The sequence below is a fragment of the Solibacillus palustris genome (assembly GCF_022549215.1).
Taxonomy (GTDB): Bacteria; Bacillota; Bacilli; order Bacillales_A; family Planococcaceae; genus Solibacillus; species Solibacillus daqui.
The window spans coordinates 20,469-42,861 of sequence record NZ_JAKZFC010000008.1 but is presented as its reverse complement, the minus strand read 5'-3'; the positions used below and the strand labels follow the sequence as shown (position 1 = coordinate 42,861).

20 protein-coding genes are annotated in these 22,393 nt (G+C 37.3%); 3 read left to right on the top strand and 17 right to left on the bottom strand.

Translation table 11 applies throughout. The features are described from left to right. Positions 1-8 precede the first annotated feature (8 nt). From LZ480_RS16575 to rpsF, 13 genes are all read right to left on the bottom strand, one after another. The gene (locus LZ480_RS16575; protein WP_241370664.1) at positions 9-839 is read right to left on the bottom strand and encodes a two-component system regulatory protein YycI; all 831 of its coding nucleotides are present in this window, start codon (positions 837-839) and stop codon (positions 9-11) included. Then, entirely contained in the window at positions 826-2,145 is a 1,320-nt protein-coding gene (locus tag LZ480_RS16570; RefSeq protein WP_241370663.1) for a YycH family regulatory protein, read from the bottom strand. Before LZ480_RS16570 ends, LZ480_RS16575 begins: the two co-directional genes overlap by 14 nt. Next, positions 2,142-3,977 (bottom strand): cell wall metabolism sensor histidine kinase WalK, encoded by a 1,836-nt coding sequence (walK, locus tag LZ480_RS16565; protein WP_241370662.1) that lies wholly within the window; start codon positions 3,975-3,977, stop codon positions 2,142-2,144. The genes LZ480_RS16570 and walK overlap by 4 nt, the downstream gene beginning before the upstream one ends. 5 nt (positions 3,978-3,982) lie before the next feature. Continuing rightward, a complete protein-coding gene (gene yycF, locus LZ480_RS16560; RefSeq protein ID WP_241370661.1) occupies positions 3,983-4,693 on the bottom strand; it encodes a response regulator YycF in 711 nt (236 codons plus the stop codon). A gap of 237 nt (positions 4,694-4,930) precedes the next feature. Then, positions 4,931-6,397: a M23 family metallopeptidase gene (locus LZ480_RS16555; RefSeq protein ID WP_241370660.1), complete on the bottom strand. Its 1,467-nt coding sequence runs from the start codon at positions 6,395-6,397 to the stop codon at positions 4,931-4,933. Between the two features lie 422 nt (positions 6,398-6,819). Then, the gene (locus tag LZ480_RS16550) at positions 6,820-8,106 is read right to left on the bottom strand and encodes an adenylosuccinate synthase (RefSeq protein WP_241370659.1); all 1,287 of its coding nucleotides are present in this window, start codon (positions 8,104-8,106) and stop codon (positions 6,820-6,822) included. 184 nt (positions 8,107-8,290) lie between these two features. Then, positions 8,291-9,643 (bottom strand): replicative DNA helicase, encoded by a 1,353-nt coding sequence (gene dnaB, locus LZ480_RS16545; protein WP_241370658.1) that lies wholly within the window; start codon positions 9,641-9,643, stop codon positions 8,291-8,293. Positions 9,644-9,655: 12 nt separating this feature from the next. Then, entirely contained in the window at positions 9,656-10,102 is a 447-nt protein-coding gene (gene rplI, locus LZ480_RS16540) for a 50S ribosomal protein L9 (RefSeq protein WP_241370657.1), read from the bottom strand. Next, positions 10,099-12,072 (bottom strand): DHH family phosphoesterase, encoded by a 1,974-nt coding sequence (locus LZ480_RS16535; protein ID WP_241370656.1) that lies wholly within the window; start codon positions 12,070-12,072, stop codon positions 10,099-10,101. Before LZ480_RS16535 ends, rplI begins: the two co-directional genes overlap by 4 nt. 13 nt (positions 12,073-12,085) lie before the next feature. Continuing rightward, a complete protein-coding gene (locus LZ480_RS16530; protein ID WP_241370655.1) occupies positions 12,086-13,033 on the bottom strand; it encodes a YybS family protein in 948 nt (315 codons plus the stop codon). A gap of 249 nt (positions 13,034-13,282) precedes the next feature. Further along, positions 13,283-13,522, bottom strand: a complete 240-nt coding sequence (gene rpsR / locus LZ480_RS16525; RefSeq protein ID WP_188227411.1) for a 30S ribosomal protein S18 — start codon at positions 13,520-13,522, stop codon at positions 13,283-13,285. Between the two features lie 44 nt (positions 13,523-13,566). Next, complete coding sequence (ssb, locus tag LZ480_RS16520) at positions 13,567-14,127, bottom strand: single-stranded DNA-binding protein (protein WP_241370654.1); 561 nt, start codon at positions 14,125-14,127, stop codon at positions 13,567-13,569. Positions 14,128-14,164: 37 nt separating this feature from the next. Continuing rightward, complete coding sequence (gene rpsF / locus LZ480_RS16515) at positions 14,165-14,455, bottom strand: 30S ribosomal protein S6 (protein WP_241370653.1); 291 nt, start codon at positions 14,453-14,455, stop codon at positions 14,165-14,167. Positions 14,456-14,631: 176 nt separating this feature from the next. On the opposite strand from rpsF, the gene LZ480_RS16510 reads away from it, so the two are divergent. Continuing rightward, on the top strand, positions 14,632-15,171 hold the full coding sequence (locus LZ480_RS16510) for a DUF3267 domain-containing protein (protein ID WP_241370652.1): 540 nt from the start codon (positions 14,632-14,634) through the stop codon (positions 15,169-15,171). A gap of 412 nt (positions 15,172-15,583) precedes the next feature. Then, complete coding sequence (locus tag LZ480_RS16505; protein ID WP_241370651.1) at positions 15,584-18,376, top strand: NHL repeat-containing protein; 2,793 nt, start codon at positions 15,584-15,586, stop codon at positions 18,374-18,376. Positions 18,377-18,552: 176 nt separating this feature from the next. Here LZ480_RS16505 and ychF read toward each other — a convergent pair whose 3' ends face one another. From ychF to LZ480_RS16490, 3 genes are all read right to left on the bottom strand, one after another. After that, positions 18,553-19,653, bottom strand: coding sequence for a redox-regulated ATPase YchF (gene ychF / locus LZ480_RS16500; protein WP_241370650.1), 1,101 nt, complete (start codon positions 19,651-19,653; stop codon positions 18,553-18,555). 94 nt (positions 19,654-19,747) lie between these two features. Next, a complete protein-coding gene (locus tag LZ480_RS16495) occupies positions 19,748-19,948 on the bottom strand; it encodes a DUF951 domain-containing protein (protein ID WP_241370649.1) in 201 nt (66 codons plus the stop codon). Between the two features lie 3 nt (positions 19,949-19,951). After that, positions 19,952-20,842, bottom strand: coding sequence for a mechanosensitive ion channel family protein (locus tag LZ480_RS16490; protein ID WP_241370648.1), 891 nt, complete (start codon positions 20,840-20,842; stop codon positions 19,952-19,954). A gap of 109 nt (positions 20,843-20,951) precedes the next feature. On the opposite strand from LZ480_RS16490, the gene yyaC reads away from it, so the two are divergent. Next, entirely contained in the window at positions 20,952-21,575 is a 624-nt protein-coding gene (yyaC, locus tag LZ480_RS16485) for a spore protease YyaC (protein WP_241370647.1), read from the top strand. On the opposite strand, the gene LZ480_RS16480 is transcribed toward yyaC, so the two are convergent. Then, positions 21,492-22,199, bottom strand: coding sequence for a DUF554 domain-containing protein (locus LZ480_RS16480; RefSeq protein ID WP_241370646.1), 708 nt, complete (start codon positions 22,197-22,199; stop codon positions 21,492-21,494). The two genes, yyaC and LZ480_RS16480, sit on opposite strands and share 84 nt — an antisense overlap. Between the last annotated feature and the right edge of the window lie 194 nt (positions 22,200-22,393).

Here is a 22,393-nt window from a genome sequence, read left to right as displayed (position 1 = left end):
ACTCCCCACTACTCCAAATCCTCTTCAGGCTCAACAATTTCAGATAAGTCATTTTGAATTTCTACAATCTTGCCATCCACCGCATTTACAAAATGAATTTCCTCTGATTTATCAGCTAAGCGCACACGTACTTCCCAAGTTGGGGCAAATACTTGTGTCTGTGTTAATTGCACAATTGTTGAATAGCCAAGATTTAATTTTACAATTTGAGAATCCGGTTTCAATAAATTTTTACCATATAAAATTTGTAACACTTGAATCGGTGTTAGTAAATTTTGCTGTTTTTCTAGTTTTTCATGTTTTTCTAGCATCGTTTGCTCATACGCTACAACACGTTCATCATCATTCCAATAAATTTTCACGTAACCACGAACATTATAGTAAAGTGTTAAATCATTTACCTTTTGGAAAAAAGTTGCAACTTTATTTTCATTATCAACATTCCACAATACGTAGGAATCCCCTTCATAAACATGACTATGAAGGAATTCTGTAAATTTATCGTGCGCCCCACCTTCCTGTAGCTTCACAGGTTTTTCCATCGTCACGTTAAGTTTATTACCATTTTCGATTTCTGTACGCTGATTTGCAAAATACGGCACTTCAGAAGGTGAAAAGTTTTTGATTTGACCGGAATAATAAGCCGCGCTTTCATTATTATTTGGTAAGGCATTATACGTAATATTATCCTCTTTCAAAAGCGATTCAAATTTTGTCGTCTCACCAAGTACTTCTATTTCTTGCCCTTCATTGTAGCGCTGTAAATATTGCGTGTATAAAAAGATATTTAATATTAAAAATACCCAAATAAAAATTGTCTTCGTTCTATTCCAATCCATTCATTACACCTCCTATTTGTTCAGGTGTAATGCGTGTCCAAACGTTGTCAGATATGATAAACCAGCTTGGATCTAGAATATACGAGTCCGGATTTTGCATTAAATAATAGCCAACAACAATCTCATCCACTTCATCAAATGGATAGTCCTTTGAGTTACGCAAATATTCCACAACCGCTTCACCTGAAGGCAAACTTTGCACCGCGCGCTCATTCGGAATATCTCTTTCAATTGAATAATACGGACGACGATAACGGAATAATCGATTTTCTCCCCAAGTCGTTATAATCCGCGTCGTTGTCATATTGCTATACACTGGATAGCCATGTAAAAATAGCTGGTATTCCATGATGTGCTTTCCAATATTCATCGAAGACAAACGGAAATCAGATGTAAAGCCCCCATGGTCATTCACAAATTCAAAGCTATCTAATAACAATTTTGAGGATGGGATGGGTGCTATGCTTTCTGCAGGTGGGTATACATAATTTAAAATACGATTTTGCGTATCGACCGTCATTAATGATGTACCATCTGTATACCTTACTGATTGCTCGTTTTCTACATTAAGTTGCACAATAGAAGGATCGGGAAAGACAATATTTTTAAAGCTTTCTGGTAAAAATCCATCAATTAAATACGTATATTTTGTAGCCTCAAATGTCCCCTGTGGCACATATAAAGAATGCAGTGAATCACGCTCAACCTCTACATAGCTTGTATAATTTTTCGAAGGCTGGATTACCTGTGTTAAAAAACGTTGACCACTAGCCAAATTGACATAGCCTTGCAGCAATAAACGCTTTTCCGTATTTAAAAATAATAGCTGAAGCTGATCTTGTTCTTCCGCATTCGACCAATCGATAATCAAGCGGTTAAAGCTCATATCCAACTGGTCCTTTTCAACAAACGGTAATACATTCGAAAAAGATTGCATTGGAATTTCTTCATTGAAAAATAAAGTTGCTCGATTATTTTTGTTTATTATTTCATTCATTTTAGGATCTGAAATATTATTATATAATTTTACATCTTGGACTTGCCAAGTAATGAAATTTCTATATAGCTCATTTAATACACCATTTGAAACGGTCCCAGTAAATGCATCATTTTCGCGAAATAATACGCGATACGGCTTGAGCACATCCTGCCATTGCTTTTGGTCTCCGATAAGTACCTCTTCTACTTGTGTTTCTTCAATGAGCTCATAATCTGGCTGGTAATTCCAAATGATGAGTGTTAGGGCAACACTTAAGAACACGAGGAACACTAATAAAAATGATTTTATTTGCTCAACATATTTCATTCCCAATCCCCCGCCTCATCAAGTTCATACGGTAATGTGAAGAAGATTGTTGTTCCTTGCCCTTCCTCACTTTCTGCCCAAATTTTCCCTCCATGTGTTTCGATCATCTCCCGTGCAATTGCAAGACCTAAACCAGTGCCACCCATTGACCGTGCACGTGCACGGTCTACACGATAGAAGCGGTCAAAAATACGACTGACATTTTCTTTCGGAATCCCCATACCATCATCGGAAATCATAACGCGCAGCATATTGTCATGAACCGTAAAGCCAAAGCGAATATTACCGCCATCTGGAGAATATTTCAGGGCATTCGAAATAATATTATCAATTACTTGTGTTAATTTATCGGTATCAATATCGACATAATAACTTTTCTCTGGTAATAGACGTACAAATTCAACATTTTGGGACTTTGACATTTCAAAGCGGTCAATAATACGCGTAAAAAATTTATTAAACTCAACAAATTCAAAATTAAGCTCATACTCTTGACTGTCCATTTTTGATAGCTGTAATAAATCATTTACTAGACGAATCATGCGCTCCGTTTCCGTTTGTGTAACATTTAAAAACGTTGGTGCAATATTTTCGTCACGCCACGCCCCATCAGCTAGTGCTTCTAAATAGCTGCGCATCGTTGTTAGTGGCGTACGTAATTCATGCGATACGTTTGCTACAAATTCACGGCGTTCCATATCGATTTTTTCCTGCTCGGTAATATCATGTAACACGGTAATAAGCCCGTTCACAAAACCCGTTTCCTTTTGAATAACGGAAAAGTTCGCGCGTAAAATATACGGTGTATCACTCATACTAAAGTCAAGATTTACCGGATCTTTCATATGAATCAAATCTTCAAAACTATATTCTTGATCAAGTCTTAATACCGACGCAATTGGACGATTTAACGTTGTTTCACGTGAATCATGCAATAATTCAAGTGCAGGTTCATTAATTAATATAATTTTCCCTTTACGGTCTGTCGCAATTACGCCGTCCGTCATATTACTTAATACACTCGCTAGCTTGCGTCGCTCTGCCTCTGTTGTAGATTGTGCTTCTTGCAAGCGATTCGTTAAATGGTTGAATGCAATAGCTAATTGTCCAATTTCATCGGTACCGTAAACACGTACTTTACGTGAATAGTTCCCTCTTGACATTGCCTGTGCTTGCTTTCGCATATCGGAAATTGGACGCGTAATTGTACGCGCTACTAAAATACCTAAAATAATGGTAATGACTAGCGACATCGCTATTCCTGCAGCAAAAATACGGTTAATCTCATTTAACTGTTCATAAACCTTCTCGATATTTGATTCTACATAAACTGCACCGATTACCTCACCACTCGGGCCAACTGTATCAGTAATAGGGGCAGCGAGCACCCACACACGCTTCCCTGTATCACGATCCAATGAAATGGAATCAAGCAACGTCTCTGCTGAAATCGACTTACGTATAATTTCTTCGTTTGCCCGCTGACCAACTTGTGCTTGATTGTTTGCATCAGACGTTGCTAAAATACGGTTTCGGTTATCGACGACATTGATTTTGTTAATATCCTGGGTCGAAAACTCCTTTAAAATTGTCCCTAAGCTTTCTTCACGCGACGGTAGTGTATCATCACGCTCTTTTAACATTTCCTCACGAATGCTATAGTGCACTAATTCAATGCGCTGACGAATCGAATCTTGGAAATTGGTTTTCAAATTGGTTTCTAGCTGCTTCATGAAGTAAATCCCAATAATTTGAAGAGCAATAATAATCAACAGCATATAAATCAATACAAGCTTTACATGAATTGATTTGAAGAAACTTACTTTTTGCATGTAGTCTACTCCTGTTCAGGATTTCGTAAGTAGTAGCCGACTCCTCGTCTTGTCACAATCCATAAAGGGTGACTTGGACTATCCTCAATTTTTTCACGTAAACGACGAATCGTTACGTCTACTGTTCGTACATCACCAAAATAATCATAGCCCCATACCGTTTGTAATAGGTGTTCACGTGTCATTACTTGTCCGATATGCTTCGCTAAATAATGCAACAATTCAAATTCACGGTGCGTTAATTCAATTGCCTCCTCACGCTTCAACACTAAATATGCATCGGGTTGAATTGTTAGTGAGCCTATGACAATATCATTCGTCTCCACCGGTGCTTCTTCGACTTGCGCTGGTACATTTAAACGACGCATATTCGCCTTCACACGTGCAATTAATTCACGCGTACTAAATGGCTTTGTTACATAATCATCTGCACCCATTTCAAGACCTAATACCTTATCAATTTCCGAACCTTTTGCTGTCAGCATAATAATCGGAAAATCATATTTTTTGCGTATTTCACGGCACACTTCCATGCCATCGCGCTTTGGTAACATAATATCTAATAGCATTAAATCTGGCTGCTCTTCTTCTACTTTTTGTAATGCTTCTTCTCCGTCATACGCGCAAATCACACGATAACCTTCTTTAATTAAGTTAAATTGCAATATATCTGCAATTGGCTTTTCATCGTCAACAACTAAAATCGTTTTATCCATCTTACATTCCTCTTTTCTTTAGAATAGCTCTATTTGGAAAGGATTCTATTATTACTCTATCACGCTTTCGCTTTTGATGCATTATACAGATGTTTTGTACATTATTTTCCGGGAAATATTTCATTATTTTAATAGAATAATTTATTTAAATTCCCATTTACGAATAAATTTAAACATAATTTAACACTTTTAAACAAAAAACAGTCACACAAACATTTGTGGACTGCTTTTAAAAAATTAATTTAAATAAGATAATGGATTTACTTCTTCTCCATTTTTGTGAACTTCAAAGTGTAGGTGTGTTCCTGTTGAACGACCTGTTGAACCCATCACACCAATAGCAGCACCTTGTCCGACAACTTGACCTACTGACACGTCAATCTCTGATAAATGTGCATATAATGTTTCATAACCGTTATTATGATCAATCACTACATAGTTTCCGTAAGTTGAATGACGGCCTGCTGTTTTGACAACACCGTTATCCGATGCTTTAATTGTATATCCTGATGGACGTGCGATATCAATACCATAGTGGTAACGACCCCAACGACTACCCATCTGACTTGAAATATGGCCCCCCTCTGCTGGCCAAGCAAATGTCCCTGTACCTACTGAAGGAATTACTTTTGTTCCGATCACAACAATATTGTCTTTAGGCTCAAGAACAGTGTTTTCGTCTGTTTGAACAATTTCAGTGCGTACGCCATTTTCTTCAATAAGAGTATACTCTGCTTCCTTCTTACCGATAGCACCTTCTTGCTGGACAATTCTTTCACCTTTTAACATTGTTGGATCTTCTTTAACAACTTTTTGATAGTTGATTGCTTCTAATGTTTTCTTTTCATAAACAGCCTTCACTGATACATATGGCTTTTCTACTGTTACGTTTAACTCCTGATCGATTTGTAAAACAGTATCGGCTTTTAACGATGGATTTAAAGCTAACAGTTCCGCCGTTGTTAAGCTATGGGCTTTCGCGATTGAGCCTAAAACATCACCCGACTTTACGGCATAAGTCTCTTTTGCTTCTGCACCTGTTTGTAAAAGTTGTACTGCCTTTTCTACTGTCGTAATTTCAGCTGGACTTACTAAAACTTCTTCGTCCGTGATGTCTTCCGTTAATGTAACATCTATTAAACGTGTTTCATTTTTTTGTAATGAGGGTAAAGTAGAAGCAGTATTATTTTTTAATCCGTCAAGTTGGGTTTGTGTAACATATTGAAGCTTTAATCCGTCAATTACGGCTTCGATATCTTCTTTAGCCTTCAATGTAGCTACCGCTGTATTACCTACTTTTAGCGAGTAGGCTTTTGCCTGTACAGTAATGGCTTGTTGAAGGTCTTTTACTGTTTGTTCCTCATTTGTTTCTACTGTGAATACTTGCTCTGGCACGATCGTAATATCCGATCCTGCATCAAGCTCTATATTTTGATATTGCTGACTTGCTTCCTGCTCTTTTTTCTTAACAATTTGTTCAACAATCGCTTCATCAGCAACTGAACCAACGTAAGCGTCAGCTACATATACGTGATAAATTTTCGCGAATTCTTCTTTATCTGTCTCATTCGCAAAACCTAGATTAAATGTCACTGTTGAAACTAGTAATGCTAATACTGCAGCTATTTTAAGTTTACCATTGTGACGATTAATTAGACTTGGTTTTTTATGATTCAAGTCTAACTGGCTTTCATTCGATTCCATGATAATGCTCCCTTCGAGAATTTTTATTCTATATTTTAAAATTGTATTATTCTAATTACTTATAAAACACACTCTGCTACTGTATCATAATTCTCATTTCAATTGAACTACTTCAAACTTTTTGTAATGAAATTGTATTATTTTCTAAAAATTTGTTACATTCTCATTACTAGCATCGGCAATACTATATCTTTATATTCATTTACTATATTTTTTATTCCCTTTATTCTCCAATATGCACATGCAATATATAGAAAAGAAGCTAGTTCAGAGTATGATTTCTGAACTAGCTTCTTGTAATAAATATGATAAAAATTTATTTTAACTTCCAATAAAACGGTGGATATCAAAGATTTTTATTTTATAAGCACTGCGTTAAAAATACTTTTTTCGCAACGCTTCCTGTCTTTTGAATCTATTTTTTAAGCCCAAATCTCATTTACAATGTTAGTTTGCTCGCGTGCTGGACCGACAGAGAATGTCATCAATTGAATGCCTGTCAGTTCTAATACACGGTGTATATAGTTTTGTGCATTTTGTGGTAAATCTCCAAATTCTCTAACGCCTGTAATATCTTCAAACCAACCTGGTAACTCTTCATAAATTGGTTTGCACTGCTCAATAATTTCTAAACTTGCAGGATATTCTGTAATGACTTCGCCGTTATATTCGTATGCCGTACAAATTTTAACCGTTTCAAGTCCTGATAAAACGTCAATTGAATTTAGTGCTAAATCGGTAATACCTGACACACGACGTGAGTGACGCACAACAACCGAGTCAAACCAACCGACACGACGCGGACGCCCTGTTGTTGTACCATATTCACGGCCTACCTCGCGAATTTGCTGACCAATTTCATCGTGTAGCTCTGTAGGGAATGGACCATCCCCAACACGTGATGTATACGCCTTACATACACCTACAACACGTGATACCGCATTTGGACCAACACCAGAACCAATTGCAATTCCACCTGCCACAGGGTTTGATGAAGTTACGAAAGGATATGTGCCTTGATCAACATCTAGCATAATCCCCTGTGCACCTTCAAATAGCACTTTACCGCCATCATCAATAACGTCATTTAACACTTTTGATGTATCTGTTACATATTGTGCGATTTCTTGTCCGAATGCATAATATTCTTCAAATATATCGTCAAAATTTAAACCCTCTACTTCATAGAACTTTGTAAATAAACGGTTTTTTAATTCTAAATTTGCTCGCAATTTCTTTTCAAAAATTGCTTTATCTAATAAATCCGCCACGCGAATCCCAATGCGTCCTACTTTATCTTGGTAGCATGGACCGATTCCTTTAGCTGTTGTCCCAATTTTCTGATTGCCTCGGCTTTGCTCATCTACAATATCTTGATAAATATGATACGGTAAAATGACATGTGCACGATTTGAAATACGTAAATTTGCCGTATCAATGCCACGTGCTTGTAAACCTTTTAATTCTGTCACAATCGACTTTGGATTAATTACTACTCCGTTACCAATAACCGATAATTTATCGGAATAAAAAATACCAGAAGGAATTAAATGTAGCTTGTACGTTTCCTGACCAATTTTAATTGTATGACCTGCGTTATCGCCACCTGCAAAACGTGCAATGGCATCTGCCTTTTTAGAAAGAAAGTCTGTAATTTTTCCCTTACCTTCGTCTCCCCACTGTGTACCTACTACAACAACTGCTGTCATCTATACGCACCTCCGACGATTGAGCCCCCTAATTGATCTAGGCGTTCAATACTTATTCTTAAAATAGTCTTGCCAAGCTTTTTCATAATAAAGCATGAATATTTTATCAATAAAAATAAAATAAAGTCAACAAAAAACACGAACGTATTTTTAAATTAATAAGAATAACGTTCGTGTTTCACTATTATTCCTCGCGTGGTGGCGGGGTAAATTCTAAGTTTAAGAATTTATTATATTCTTTTCGGAATGCTAAGCTAACTGTGCCTGTAGGACCGTTACGTTGCTTGGCAATAATAATTTCGATAATATCTTTACTTTCCGATTCTTTATCGTAGTAATCATCACGGTAAAGGAACGCTACGATATCGGCATCTTGCTCAATTGAACCCGATTCACGTAAGTCACTCATCATCGGACGCTTATCTTGACGCTGCTCTACACCACGTGAAAGCTGAGACAGTGCAATCACGGGTACTTTTAATTCACGCGCCAGACCTTTTAACGACCTGGAAATTTCCGATACTTCTTGCTGACGGTTTTCTCCAGGTTTACCGCTTCCTAAAATCAGCTGTAAATAATCGATTAAGATCATTCCAAGGCCATTTTCTTTTGCTAAGCGCCGGCATTTGGCACGGATATCGGCCATACGCACACCTGGTGAGTCGTCAATATAAATACCTGAGTTCGATAAACTTCCCATCGCCATCGTCAGCTTGCCCCAGTCTTCCGTTTCCAAGGCTCCGGTACGTAAGCGCTGCGCATCGATATTACCCTCTGCACATAACATACGCATGACAAGTTGATCGGCACCCATCTCCAGAGAGAAAATCGCGACATTTTCACGCGCCTTTACGGCAACACTTTGAGCAACATTTAACGCAAACGCCGTTTTACCAACAGATGGACGTGCTGCTACAATAATTAAATCATTGCGCTGAAACCCTGCAGTCATTTTATCTAAGTCACGGAAACCAGTTGGAATACCTGTCACGTCCCCGTCACGTGCCTGCAGCTGTTCAATATTATCAAATGTTTGAACTAATACATCTTTTACATGCTTAAAGTCGCCCGCATTTTTACGGTTCGATACTTCGAGCATTTTCTTTTCAGCTTCTGCTAAAAGAACTTCTACTTCATCTTCACGCGTATAACCATCATCCGCAATTTTCGAAGCGACACGAATAAGTCGACGTAATATCGCCTTTTCTTCTACGATTTTTGCATAATGTGCAATATTGGCAGCAGTCGGAACCCCATTCGCAAGCTCCGTCATGTACGTTAAACCACCAACATCCTCTAGCTCTTTTTTTGCTGATAATTCTTCTGTAACAGTGACAACATCAATCGCTTTCCCCTGGTCGCTTAAATTCAGCATCGTTTGGAAAATCTTTTGATGCGCAATATGATAAAAATCATCGGCAATAACTATTTCAGATGCTGTAATTAGTGCTTGCGGTTCAAGGAAAATTGCGCCAAGTACCGAGGATTCTGCTTCGGTATTATGGGGCGGAACGCGGTCCATCATGGATTCGCTCATTGTTGTCGCTCCTTATTCTGCAATTACATGTACTTTTAATGTTGCCTTTACATCGTGATGTAACTTGACAGGAACGTTTGTAAAACCTAACGAACGGATTCCATCGTTGCAATCCATTTTTCGTTTATCTACTTTAAAGCCATGTTTCTTTTGTAGTTGATCGGCAATTTGCTTTGTTGAAACCGAACCGAATAATCGGCCACCTTCACCTGATTTTGCTTTAATTTCGACTGTTACTTTTTCTAATTCTACTTTTAAATCTTCCGCTGCTTGTAATTCTGCTGCTGCATTTTTTTCTACAAGGCGTTGTTGCCCTTTTAATTCGCTCATTGCTTGGTTGTTTGCTTCTTTTCCATAACCATTTTTAATTAAAAAGTTACGTGCATAACCTTCTGCAACCTCTTTAATTTCGCCTTTTTTTCCTTTACCTTTAACGTCTTTTAAAAATACTACTTTCATGATTGATTACTCCCTTCGACTATTTCAGTAATTGCTTCATATAGATGCTGTTTCGCTTCATCAATCGAGCTAGCTGCAATTTGTGTTGCGGCATTCGTTAAATGCCCACCACCACCTAGCTGCTCCATTATCAACTGCACATTCACTTCACCTAATGAACGGGCACTAATACCAATTAGGCCATCACTACGATGCGCAATAACAAACGAAGCTCCGATATCTTTCATCGTTAATAAAATATCGGCCGTTTGTGCAATAAGCACCGAATCATACACTTTTGAATTTTCACCATGTGCAACCGCAATTTCCTTATATGGAAACTCTACTGTTTGGATAATTTTCGAACGCGTTACATACGTATCGACATCTTCTTTTAATAGGCGTTGAATCAACACTGTATCGGCACCAAATGTACGTAAATACGAGGCGGCCTCAAAGGTACGGGCACCAGTTCGCAATGTAAAGCTTTTCGTATCAACAATAATACCAGATAACAGCGCCGTTGCCTCTAATGGCACTAACTTTTCATTTTGCGGCTGATATTCTAGTAATTCTGTTACAAGCTCAGCTGTAGACGATGCATATGGCTCCATATAAACTAATGTCGGATTTGTAATAAACTCCTCACCACGACGATGATGGTCAATGACAACAACCTTATCCGTTTTACTTAACAGACGGCTGTCTACTACTAAACTTGGTTTATGTGTATCGACAATAATAACGAGTGATTTTGCAGTTATTTTTGATAGCGCATCATCTGGCGTGATAAAACGATCATAGAAATCCGTTTTAGCTTCTAACTCATTCATTAAGCGATCAACACTGCCATGTACTTCATCAAAGTTAACAATAATATCGCCCTCTATACCATTCATTGCCACCATTTTACGTACACCTACACAGGCACCAATCGAGTCCATGTCTGGATTTTTGTGCCCCATGACAAACACACGATCACTATCTTGAATTAAATCACTTAACGCATGTGAAATGACACGAGCACGTACCCTTGTGCGTTTTTCAACAGGGTTCGTTTTACCACCATAGAAACGGATTTTCCCGTTTGATTGCTTAATCGCTACTTGGTCACCACCGCGTCCTAATACTAAATCCAATCCCGATTGTGCAAGCTGCCCAAGCTCGACTAACGATTGAGAGCCTGCACCCACTCCAATACTTAATGTCAACGATAGATTTTTTTGCGCCGTGCGTTCACGTACAACATCTAAAATCGAAAAACGCTTCTGTTCAAACTCTGCCAAAATTGCATCATTAAATACCGCAATATAACGATCCGATGCAAAACGTTTAACAAAAATATCGTACTGCGCCGCCCATTCATTAATAATCGACGTCACCATTGTATTGGTTAAACTACGTGCTTGATCGTCCATACCTGATGTTAATTCATCATAGTTATCAATAAATATAATGGCAAGCACGGTACGATCCGCTAAATATTGCTTTTCAATTTGTACTTGTTTGGTTACATCAAAGAAATACAGAATTTTTTCTTCTTTTTTGTAATACACATTATATTTACGATCAAATAAAGCAATTGCCATTTCTTCTTTTTTCCCTTGCATCACAAGGGTGTGCAGCGTTTCAGAAATACCGAATAACTCGTGCCCAACTAATGATTCTTGCTGAAGTATACGCTGCATAAACGGATTTGCCCATTCAATTGAAAAATCATCGTTTAAAATAAGTATCCCAAACGGCATCTCCAAAAAGGCCTCTTCGCCAACATTCTTCATACGAAACGATAATTCTTCAATATGCTTTTCCGTCTCTAAATACGTTACGAGCTCTACACGCAACGTATAGTACATCGCTACTGCATAAACTAATACAAAGACAATACCAATCCATACATTCCACATCATAATAAGGGTAGCTGCTACTATACCTAGTAAAAATAATACTAGCAATGGATATCGAATTGGTCGTTTACGAAAAATCCCCATTTCAATCAGCTCCTCATTTTTGACTCTTTTGTACAATAAATTCTCGAGCATTAAACCCTAAATCAATAATACCAATTAGAATTACAAATGAATAAAACGGAATAGCCATTAACGTACTAATAACCTTTAAAAACTTCGGTTGCTTATAACAATTAAGCACATAATGAATAAACGAGATTCCCTGTATTGTTAGTAGTACCCATAAAATCATTGAAACATTTAGCATTACAACACCTAATATTGAATCAACCTCAGGGCGGACAAATAAATTAATTGCTAATACAATAAAGTAATACCAAAGAATCGATCTTGGTAAGCGTAATTTACTAAACTCAGCAAATTCTGGTACATTAACTTTCAAACGTTTTAAAATCGGTAAGTTCACCGAAATAAGTAACAGTGCAAATAACAGCATCGAAAGCGTAATCGCAGCCGGTATCACGGTTTCTAACATATCTAACATATTCTTTAAATTATCCATTGTTTCCTTAGGCATTGCTTGACCTGTAATTTGCTCTGTCATTTTAATTGACTCTAAATACGTCGTTTTCATTAAATCCAGTGACTCTCTAATAAAGTCAACGGCAAATAAACGAACTGCAATTACATATTGAACCGCAAATGTCAGGATTAAAATAACGCTTGTAGATAAAAACATAAATACTTTGCTTTTTTTATTATAAATGGCATCACCAATTGTCATACCTGCTGCTGCAAAGATTAAAGAAGCGGGCATTAGGAACAATCCACCAATAAAAAAAGTAACGATTACGGCTGCAATAGCAACAAATACCGATGATTTTCGGTCATAGTGTGCACTATACCAAATAATTGGTAGTGGTGCTACTACTGCTGCAAGTAAACTCACTATAGGCACATAAAAAACGATGGCCATTAACACTGTAAACAGTGCAATCATCATCGCACCGTGTGCTAACTTCCTTGATTGATTATTTTGCATGGAGAACCTTCCTTATCTAGAGTTCGAAAGACTTTCTAAATCACAAATGCGTATATGTCTTTCCAATGCCGAATAATATAAATAATTAATCGACCCTTTCAACTTTTCTCACCATTCTATTGTACCATTTTTACATGTTCAAACAAACTAACGCCACACACAATACATAAAATTGAAAGACAAAAAACCACCCACATCTAAAATTAGATTGGGTGGTTTTATAATGGTTACCTAATAACCAAATGAGACTTATTTGTCTTCAGCAACGAATGGTAATAATGCCATAATACGTGAAACTTTGATTGCAGATGTAAGTTTACGTTGGTATTTAGCAGAAGTACCTGTTACGCGACGTGGTAAAATTTTACCGCGCTCAGAGATGAATTTCTTTAAAAGATCTACATCTTTGTAGTCGATGTGCGTAATGTTGTTTGAAGTGAAGTAGCAAACTTTACGGCGTTTGCGGCCTCCGCGACGTGGTGCCATTATCGTGTTCCTCCTTTTAATTTTTAAATTTGTAGATGTTGCAGTTCTTAGAACGGTAAATCGTCTTCAGAAACCTCAATCGGTCCTTTACTATTTGCAAATGGATCTTCATCTACACGTGTATAATTTTGCTGATTTTGAGGTGGTTGTTGATAAGAACCATAAGAATCTTGTGGTTGAGCTCCTCCAAATTGTTGGTTTGGCTGATTGTATGATGGTTGTCCACCATAATTCTGCCCACCGCCATTTTGTTGGTTACCTTGCATACCTTGTGATGTACCTGCTCCTCCGCGCGGCTCTAAGAACTGCACAGCATCTGCAACGACATCTGTTGTGTATACACGCTTACCATCTTGTCCTTCATAGCTACCCGTTTGAATACGGCCTTCCACACCAACTAAACTTCCTTTTCGCATGAAGTTCGCTAAGTTTTCAGCTTGTTTTCTCCAGGCAATACAACCTATGAAATCTGCTTCGCGTTCACCCGATTGGCCCGAAAAAGTACGGTTTACAGCAATTGTAAAACGCGCCATTGGAACTCCACTCGGTGTGTAACGAAGCTCTGGATCCTTTGTTAGTCTTCCAACTAATACAACACGGTTAATCATCAATGCACCCTCCTTTTTACAGCATTTTGTTTAAAAATTATTTGTCTCCTTCGCGTACTGCGATGTGACGGATGATGTCTTCGCTGATGTTCGCTAAACGAGTGTATTCGTTGATAGCTTCTGTACCAGCGTTAACTTTCACGATTTGGTAGAAACCTTCGCGGAAGTCGTTGATTTCGTAAGCTAAGCGTTTTTTGCCCCAATCTTTTGCTTCAACGATCTCTGCACCATTTGAAGTTAAGATCTCTTCGAAACGAGCTGTTAAAGCTTTTTTCGCCTCATCTTCAATGTTTGGACGGATGATGTACATTAATTCGTACTTTCTCATTTGTGTTTGCACCTCCTTATGGACTTGGGCTCTCCTGTCTAGCAGGGAGCAAGGAGTAAGTAACTTCTATTACTCACATCAATGAATTGTATCACAATTACAATTTAGGCGCAACCAGATACGCCTCTTAATCTTTATTCAATTTTTGTTATAATCATTGATAACGGAGGTGCTTTATGAACACTAAACAGCCAATTATTATTGAATTAAATATGCAAACAATTGCACGTGACAATATTATATGGACAATTGTTTTAATTATTTTTACTGTTCTACTAAATTCACTCATTCATCAACGATTTACTGCTAATTTTTCATTGTTTGATTTTCTCTATTTGATTCTCGCCTATATTGTACTCATTATTTTACATGAAGTGTTTCATTTAATCGGTTTTATGATCTTTGGCTGTGCATCCTACAAAGAGCTTGATTATGGCGTCAATTTAAAACTGGGCGTAGCGTATGCAACAACAAATAAGCCTCTTTCAAACGCTGCGATGAAAAAAGCATTATTACTACCCTTTTGGACCACTGGTGTTATACCTACCATCGTGGGGCTATCGCTTGATAACTTTTTAATCGTCATTCTTGGTGCAATGCTGATGGCTGGCGCTATAGGTGATTTTTATATGTATAAGGAATTGCGCAAATTTCCAAATAATGCAATTGTAGAAGACGATCCAAAAGAACCGAAGCTATATGTTTATAAAAAGTAAACCTTCAATTAGTGGAGGTTTTCTACATCTCTCATTGATTGTAGCCTTCACCAATCAGGCTTTTATGAGTAGTTAATCTCCCACATACACCTCTCGATTTTCTTAAACTTTAAGATGGTTGTTTTACTGCCCGTTAATGCTAGATAAATACACTTTCTTAAACGCTATTTTACGTTTTTCAATAATAACTTTATTATTTTACTTTCGTTATACACTTTTTACCTATACTACTCGCAAAAATATCTAGTTTTGATTTATTAGCTGTCTCCCATTTCCCCCTACGAATCGCCTCCTTATCCAGTACTATTTAATCAATTATTTACTTAGTCTATTTAAAGACATTAATAAGACCACAGTTGACTGAACTTTTAGATAAAATGACTTTATCACAAGTAAAAGGGGGTATTTTCTATTGATTCAATTTATTAGTAAGATAACAAAAGTTCTAATGGTCTTTACTGTTGTTTTTACTTTTACCTTGATTTCTAGCAATTCAACGCAGGCAAATGATGAAAATGTTATGGCGCAATTAAAAAATCGTGGATTTAAGGAGCCTGTTAATTTAGGCATTGGCGCATCTGAAGTTGTTTTAATCAATGCCGTTTTTGGTCAAGAAGATGGCATTGATGTCGTATACGCAACAGCAAATGGCGGTATTTTCAATATCGTCGATGTCAAAACCAATGAACTATTATTTTCACAACAATTAAGTGGGGTTTCCCAAGTATGGAGTCACTCTATTTCAAAAGATGGTACGGTATATATTGCCGCACTTACAAATACAAATGTTGGTGAAGTTTGGCGCTATTCGCCTCAAACAAAACAAGTAACCAAACTAGGTGCACCAAACTCTGCACACCAGCTTTGGAGTAGCACGACTGATGAGGCTGGAAATCTCTATGTTGGTTCATATGCAGAAAATGATGGACGCATTTTCAAATATGATATTACAACCAATCAATTTGTTGATTTAGGAAAAATTGATCAAGGTAATAGCAGTTATATTCGGTCTTTAGAATATTATGATGGCTATTTATACGCAGGTTTAGGTGTATCAGGGAAAGTTTATCGCATCAGTACAACAACTTTTGAAAAAGAAGATATTACAAAACGTGTACCAGCTCTTATTGGGAAGCCTGTCGATGAAATTAATTTTGCTTATGATATGAGTATCGCTGGTCATTATTTAGTAACACGCTTTGACGAAGGAAAAGAAGGCGCAATCTTATTTTATGATTTACACACACAACAGTGGATAGAAAATTTTAAACTTGCAAAGTTATATGATGGCTCAACAAATGATATTGGAAGTTTTGGATTTATTCAGTTACCTAATAAAGATGATAAAATTTACGTAATCCATAATCGAGAAATAGTAGAAGTCAATATGACAACTCTTGAAACTCGTCGTACTGGAATTAGCTATGCAGCAGGTTTACGCGGTGGCGCAGTTTTAGAATTCGGTACACCTGATTTACCTGGGGCTTCCGTTGTAACGATGTCTAGATTAGGTCAAATCTTCATTGCCAATTTGGAAACAGGCACAACAAAATTACTCCCAGGAACAATGGTTGCATCCCCATTAAAATTACACAATTTAGGAAAAGGTCCAGATGGAAACTTGTATATGACGACATATCCAGGAGGCCCAAAAGGATCGAGATTCAATACAAAAACAAATCAATTTGTTACGTACAGTCAAGGTCAGGCTGAAGGAATTGTAGCAGGAAATAATAAGGACCTGTATTTTGGAATTTACCCTGGGGCAGTTATTCAAAAAATGAATACAGACACTTTAACTAGTGAAACATTATTTGAGCTAAAAAAGGACTATAACCAAGACCGTCCATATGTTATGGAGTTTGAAGATAACAAGCTTTTAATTGGTACGATTCCGAATTATCAAAAATTAGGCGGCTCTTTAACTATTTATGATACGGTATCCAATACTCGCTCAACTTATACAAATTTAGTAAAAGATCAAAGTATCGTTGGTTTAGCGATGCGTAATGGAAAAATTTATGGTTCTACAACAATTCGCGGTGGTTTAGACATCAATCCAACTGCGACAGAAGCGAAGTTGTTTATTTGGGATGTTGCATCTGAACGTGTTGTACAAGAATCCGAATTAGCTATTCCTGAACTTGATGCACCTCCAATGATTAGTGGATTAACATTTGGTCCCGATAATTTATTATGGGGTGCAGTAGATGGCATTATTTTTGCACTAACTCCGGAAAATCTTGCAGTTGTTAAATACAAAAATTTATATCCAGAAATCAAAAATCGCGGCATGTGGCGCCCTGTTCATATTGAATTTGGACAAGATGGATTATTATATACAGATGTTGCTGGAAAGTTATCTGTTGTAGATCCAGAGACGCTTGATTTTGTATCTCTTATTTCGAATGGTCCAGAAATTGATTTTATGGTATTAGGACAAGATTCAGCAGGAAATGAAAATATTTTCTATATTGATGCAACTGCTACCCATCTTTATATGGTTCCTATCATTGATGGCGGCGAAGTGATTACACCAGAGGAACCAGAAATGGAAACGGTTCATGTAGCAATTGAAAATGCTAGCTTTGAAGAACCATTAATTGAGGACAAAATTCCAGGTTGGTCTTCATTATTTGGTACTTTTTCAGCTAATGTAAAATTTGAATTAAGTACATTACGTGCACAAGATGGTTTAACAAGCCTAAAAATTGTAGATAGCGCTCAAAATGAAACGGTTTTTGCTCAATCTAATTTGATTCCAATTGATGCAGGTCAAACTTATACAGCCTCTTCAAAGCTATTTTTAGAGGATGGCAGCGTTAGCTTCTTCTTACGCTACTTCAACGAAAATGGCGTACAAGTAGGAACAGATAAAGATGGCGAAAACATCATTCATGTACGTGGTGGTCATAAAGAATGGCAAACGGTCCAAGCCATCGTAACGGCTCCGGAAGATGCTAAATACGCACGTATTTTTGTTGGTTCGTCTAATTACTTCACAACAAACGGTGCTTACTTTGATGATGCTCAACTAACGTTTGAACGTGAAAAAGTGGTAGAACCGACAACACCAACAAAACCTGGGAAAGGCAATCAACCAAATAGGCCTGGAAAGGGCAATCAGCCTGATAAACCTGGAAAAGGTAATCAACCAAACAAGCCAGGCAAAGGCAACCAACCGAATCCTGAAGATGGAGAATAATTAAAAAAGCAAAGGGTCTGTCCAGAAATCACTTTCCGGATAGACCCTTTGTTCCTGAAGTTAATGTGAGTTTATTCTGACCACCAAAGGAGCACCGCCTTAAGCAGATAAATAATACATAATTAATGAAATGTCCAAAAAGGTACACCTTTTCGGACATTTCCCTCGCATTAATTTTATACGTTAAATAAGAACTCCATTACGTCGCCATCTTGAACGACGTATTCTTTACCTTCAGCACGTACACGACCCGCTTCTTTAGCAGCTGGCTTTGAACCGAACTCTACTAAATCCGTGAAGGCAACAGTTTCTGCACGAATAAAGCCGCGCTCGAAATCCGTGTGGATAATTCCTGCACATTGTGGCGCTTTCATACCTTTACGGAATGTCCAAGCACGAACCTCTTGTACACCAGCTGTGAAGTAAGTAGCTAAACCTAATAAGCTATAAGAAGCTTTAATTAATTGATCTAAGCCAGATTCAGCAATTCCTAATTCCGCTAAAAATTCTTTTTTCTCTTCATCTTCTAATTCAGAGATTTCTTCTTCGATTTTTGCACAAATAGTAATGACTTGAGCGCCTTCAGCTGTAGCGTACTCTTGTACCATTTGTAAGTACTTGTTATCAGTTGGATCTGCTACCTCATCTTCTGAAACATTTGCTACGTAAAGCATTGGTTTAATCGTTAGTAAGTGTAAGCCTTTAATTACCTTTTTCTCGTCATCAGAAAGTTCCGCTGCACGAGCAGGTTTTTCAGCCTCTAACACTTCTTTTAATTTTTGAAGAATTGGTTCTTCTACCATGGCTTCTTTATCTTTTTGCTTCGCCATTTTTGCAACACGTTGGATACGTTTTTCCACTGATTCCATATCCGCTAAAATTAACTCTAAGTTAATAACTTCGATGTCGTCGATTGGGTTAACTGTACCTGCAACATGTGTAATGTTTTCGTCTTCGAAGCAACGAACAACTTGGCAAATTGCATCTACTTCACGGATATGTGCTAAAAATTTGTTTCCTAACCCTTCACCTGTAGAAGCACCTTTTACGATACCCGCGATATCTGTAAATTCGAATGTTGTTGGAACAGTTTTCTTTGGTGTTACTAATTCTGTTAATTTGTCTAAACGCTCGTCTGGAACTGTTACGCTACCTACGTTTGGTTCGATTGTTGCGAACGGATAGTTAGCCGCAAGAGCACCTGCTTTTGTAATTGCGTTGAATAACGTCGATTTCCCTACATTCGGTAAACCAACGATACCTGCTGTTAATGCCATTTGGACACAACCTTTCTATGTTCAGTACATTTTTTCTAAAATTCTATAACCTTGTCTATTATATTGATTCCAACGTTAAAAGTCTAATTTGCTTTTAAGCCTCACTCGACTTAATTAACACCTTTTTCATTTTCTTTTCGAATTCTCGACGTGCGATCATCACACTATGACCACAGCCCTCGCATTTAATACGAATATCTGCCCCAAGACGAATAATTTTCCAAGCGTTTGTTCCACATGGATGCTGCTTTTTCATTTCCACAACATCGTTTAGCTCATATTGTTTTGCTTCCATCCGTTATTCTCCCCCCTTATCATAAAACATCATTTTCGGCACAGCTAATGGAATACCGTTACGCGTTAAAATATCAATGACATCTTTACGAATAACACGGGAGATCGCGAACTGCTGTAATGGTAATGTCTCCACCGTAATTCGAATTGTCGCTTCCGTACTTGTCGTATTCGTAACGCCTAAAAATAGTGGCGCACTCACAAGTTCCTCATGTTGCGAAGGTAATGTATCTAAATAATCTTGAATAATTATTTGTACTTTTTCAATATTAGCATCGAGCGCTACTTGCATATCAATCATCGCTTTTGAGTTATTAATAGAATAGTTAATAACTTCCGCAATGCTTCCATTTGGCAAAATAAATTGCTCTCCATTGGTGCCTTTTAATTTTGTCGTACGTAAACCAATTTCTATAACCGTACCTTCTGCTGCACCAATTCTTACATAATCACCTACACTAAATTGATCTTCTAAAATGATAAAGAATCCGGTGATGATATCCTTCACTAAGTTTTGCGCACCAAATGCAATGGCAACCGATGCAATTCCGGCCCCTGCAATTAACCCTGCAATTTGAATATTTAATGCGGATAAAATCCCCATAATCATTGAGAAGTATACTAAATAACTTAATACACTTTGCAATAATTTTACAATGGTCACTTGGCGACGCTCATTATTTCGAACACGAATCATAAAAACACGCGCAATTACTTTTTTTCCAATGAGCACGACTAAATATGAAATAACCAAAATTGCTGCAATTTTTATGGTCACTTCTAAAATCATATCCCAGAATGCTTGGCTTGTAACATAGTCCCAAAGCTTAGTTGTATAGCGTGCAAGACCTTTAATATCTGTCGTTGCAATGTCTATTGTTAGTTCTTCTTCCAAAATTTTTCACCTCTTGTATAACGCTGTAGCATATTGAATATACTGCATAAATATATCGTATTTTTTCATATTTCTCGAGTAATCTATTTCGAATAAAAGGAGTGTATAAATGACACAAGCCTCTGAAAAGAATTATAGCATTCATTACGAGCAAACAAGTGCCGTATGGGAGCTAAGTGAAATCTTGTTGCAGCTTATTCCATTTGATCATGAAAAATTAATATTTTGCTGTATCGGTACCGACCGTTCTACTGGTGATGCACTCGGTCCAATTATTGGTAGCCAATTACAACAAACATTTTCATTTCCATTCGAAATTGTTGGAACATTACAAGCACCGCTCCATGCACTTAATATTATCGACCGCCAAAAGCAGCTGTACGAACAACAAGAGCCTTATATCGTGGCCATCGATGCTTGTTTAGGCGAATCAACTGCCATTGGTTCCATCTTAGTCCAACCTGGTCCACTCTATCCAGGAAAAGCAGTAAATAAGCAATTGCCTCCAATTGGCGATTTAGCCATTAAAGGCATTGTCAATATCGGCGGATTTATGGAAGCTAAAGTGCTTTCAAATACGCGTTTACATGTTACCTACTCAATGGGGGACAAAATTGCCCGTGCCTTATTACTTGCGTGGCAACGTCATTTATTGAAACGGAAAAATAATGGCTACCATAATAGCTACAACAATAATCGCTGGCAGCAAATTGGCTACACGGATTTTCGTTAGATTCGCTATATTTAAGCCAATCGCTAATATCATTACACCGCCTGTAGCCGTCATCTCTTTAATAAATAAATCTAGTGCGTCAGTTGGAATATATGTACTAATAACACCCGCAAATAACGCTATCGCCCCTTGATATAAAAAGACCGGCACGGCGGATAGCATTACTCCTATTCCTAACGTTGACGCCAAAATAATTGACATAAAGCCGTCAATTATTCCTTTTGTAATGAGTACATCATGCTCATTACGTAAACCACTATCTAATGCGCCAATAATCGCCATCGAACCAATAACAAAAATTAAAGAAGCAGTCACAAATCCTTGTGCAATCGTCCCTTTTTGAGAACGTTTACCAAAAAGAGATTCCACCCACAAACCAAGGCGATTAAATTTACCGTCTAAATCAAGCCATTCACCAATAACCGTACCAACGACAAGACTAATAACAATGACAATAAAATTACTACTTTCCATTCCCATTTGGATTCCTAACAATGCAATAACTAATCCAATAATGACCATAACTGTTTGTTGCATATTTTCAGGGATATTTTTAAATAATCTCCCTAAAAATGCACCAATAACAATAAATAAAGCATTTAATAACGAACCTAGTAATACCATAATGGATGCCTCTTTCTTTTTATAATAGTTTTGATTTTAACATGGGCATACTATAACTTAAATTCCTATTTCAAATTCCCCTTAAATATATTCATAGAAACAATACAGATTTCAAAAAAGAATACGACTGTCCTACGTAATATTCGCCAATTTAATAAGGTGGTCAGAATAAAGAATGATTACTATAAGGTCCC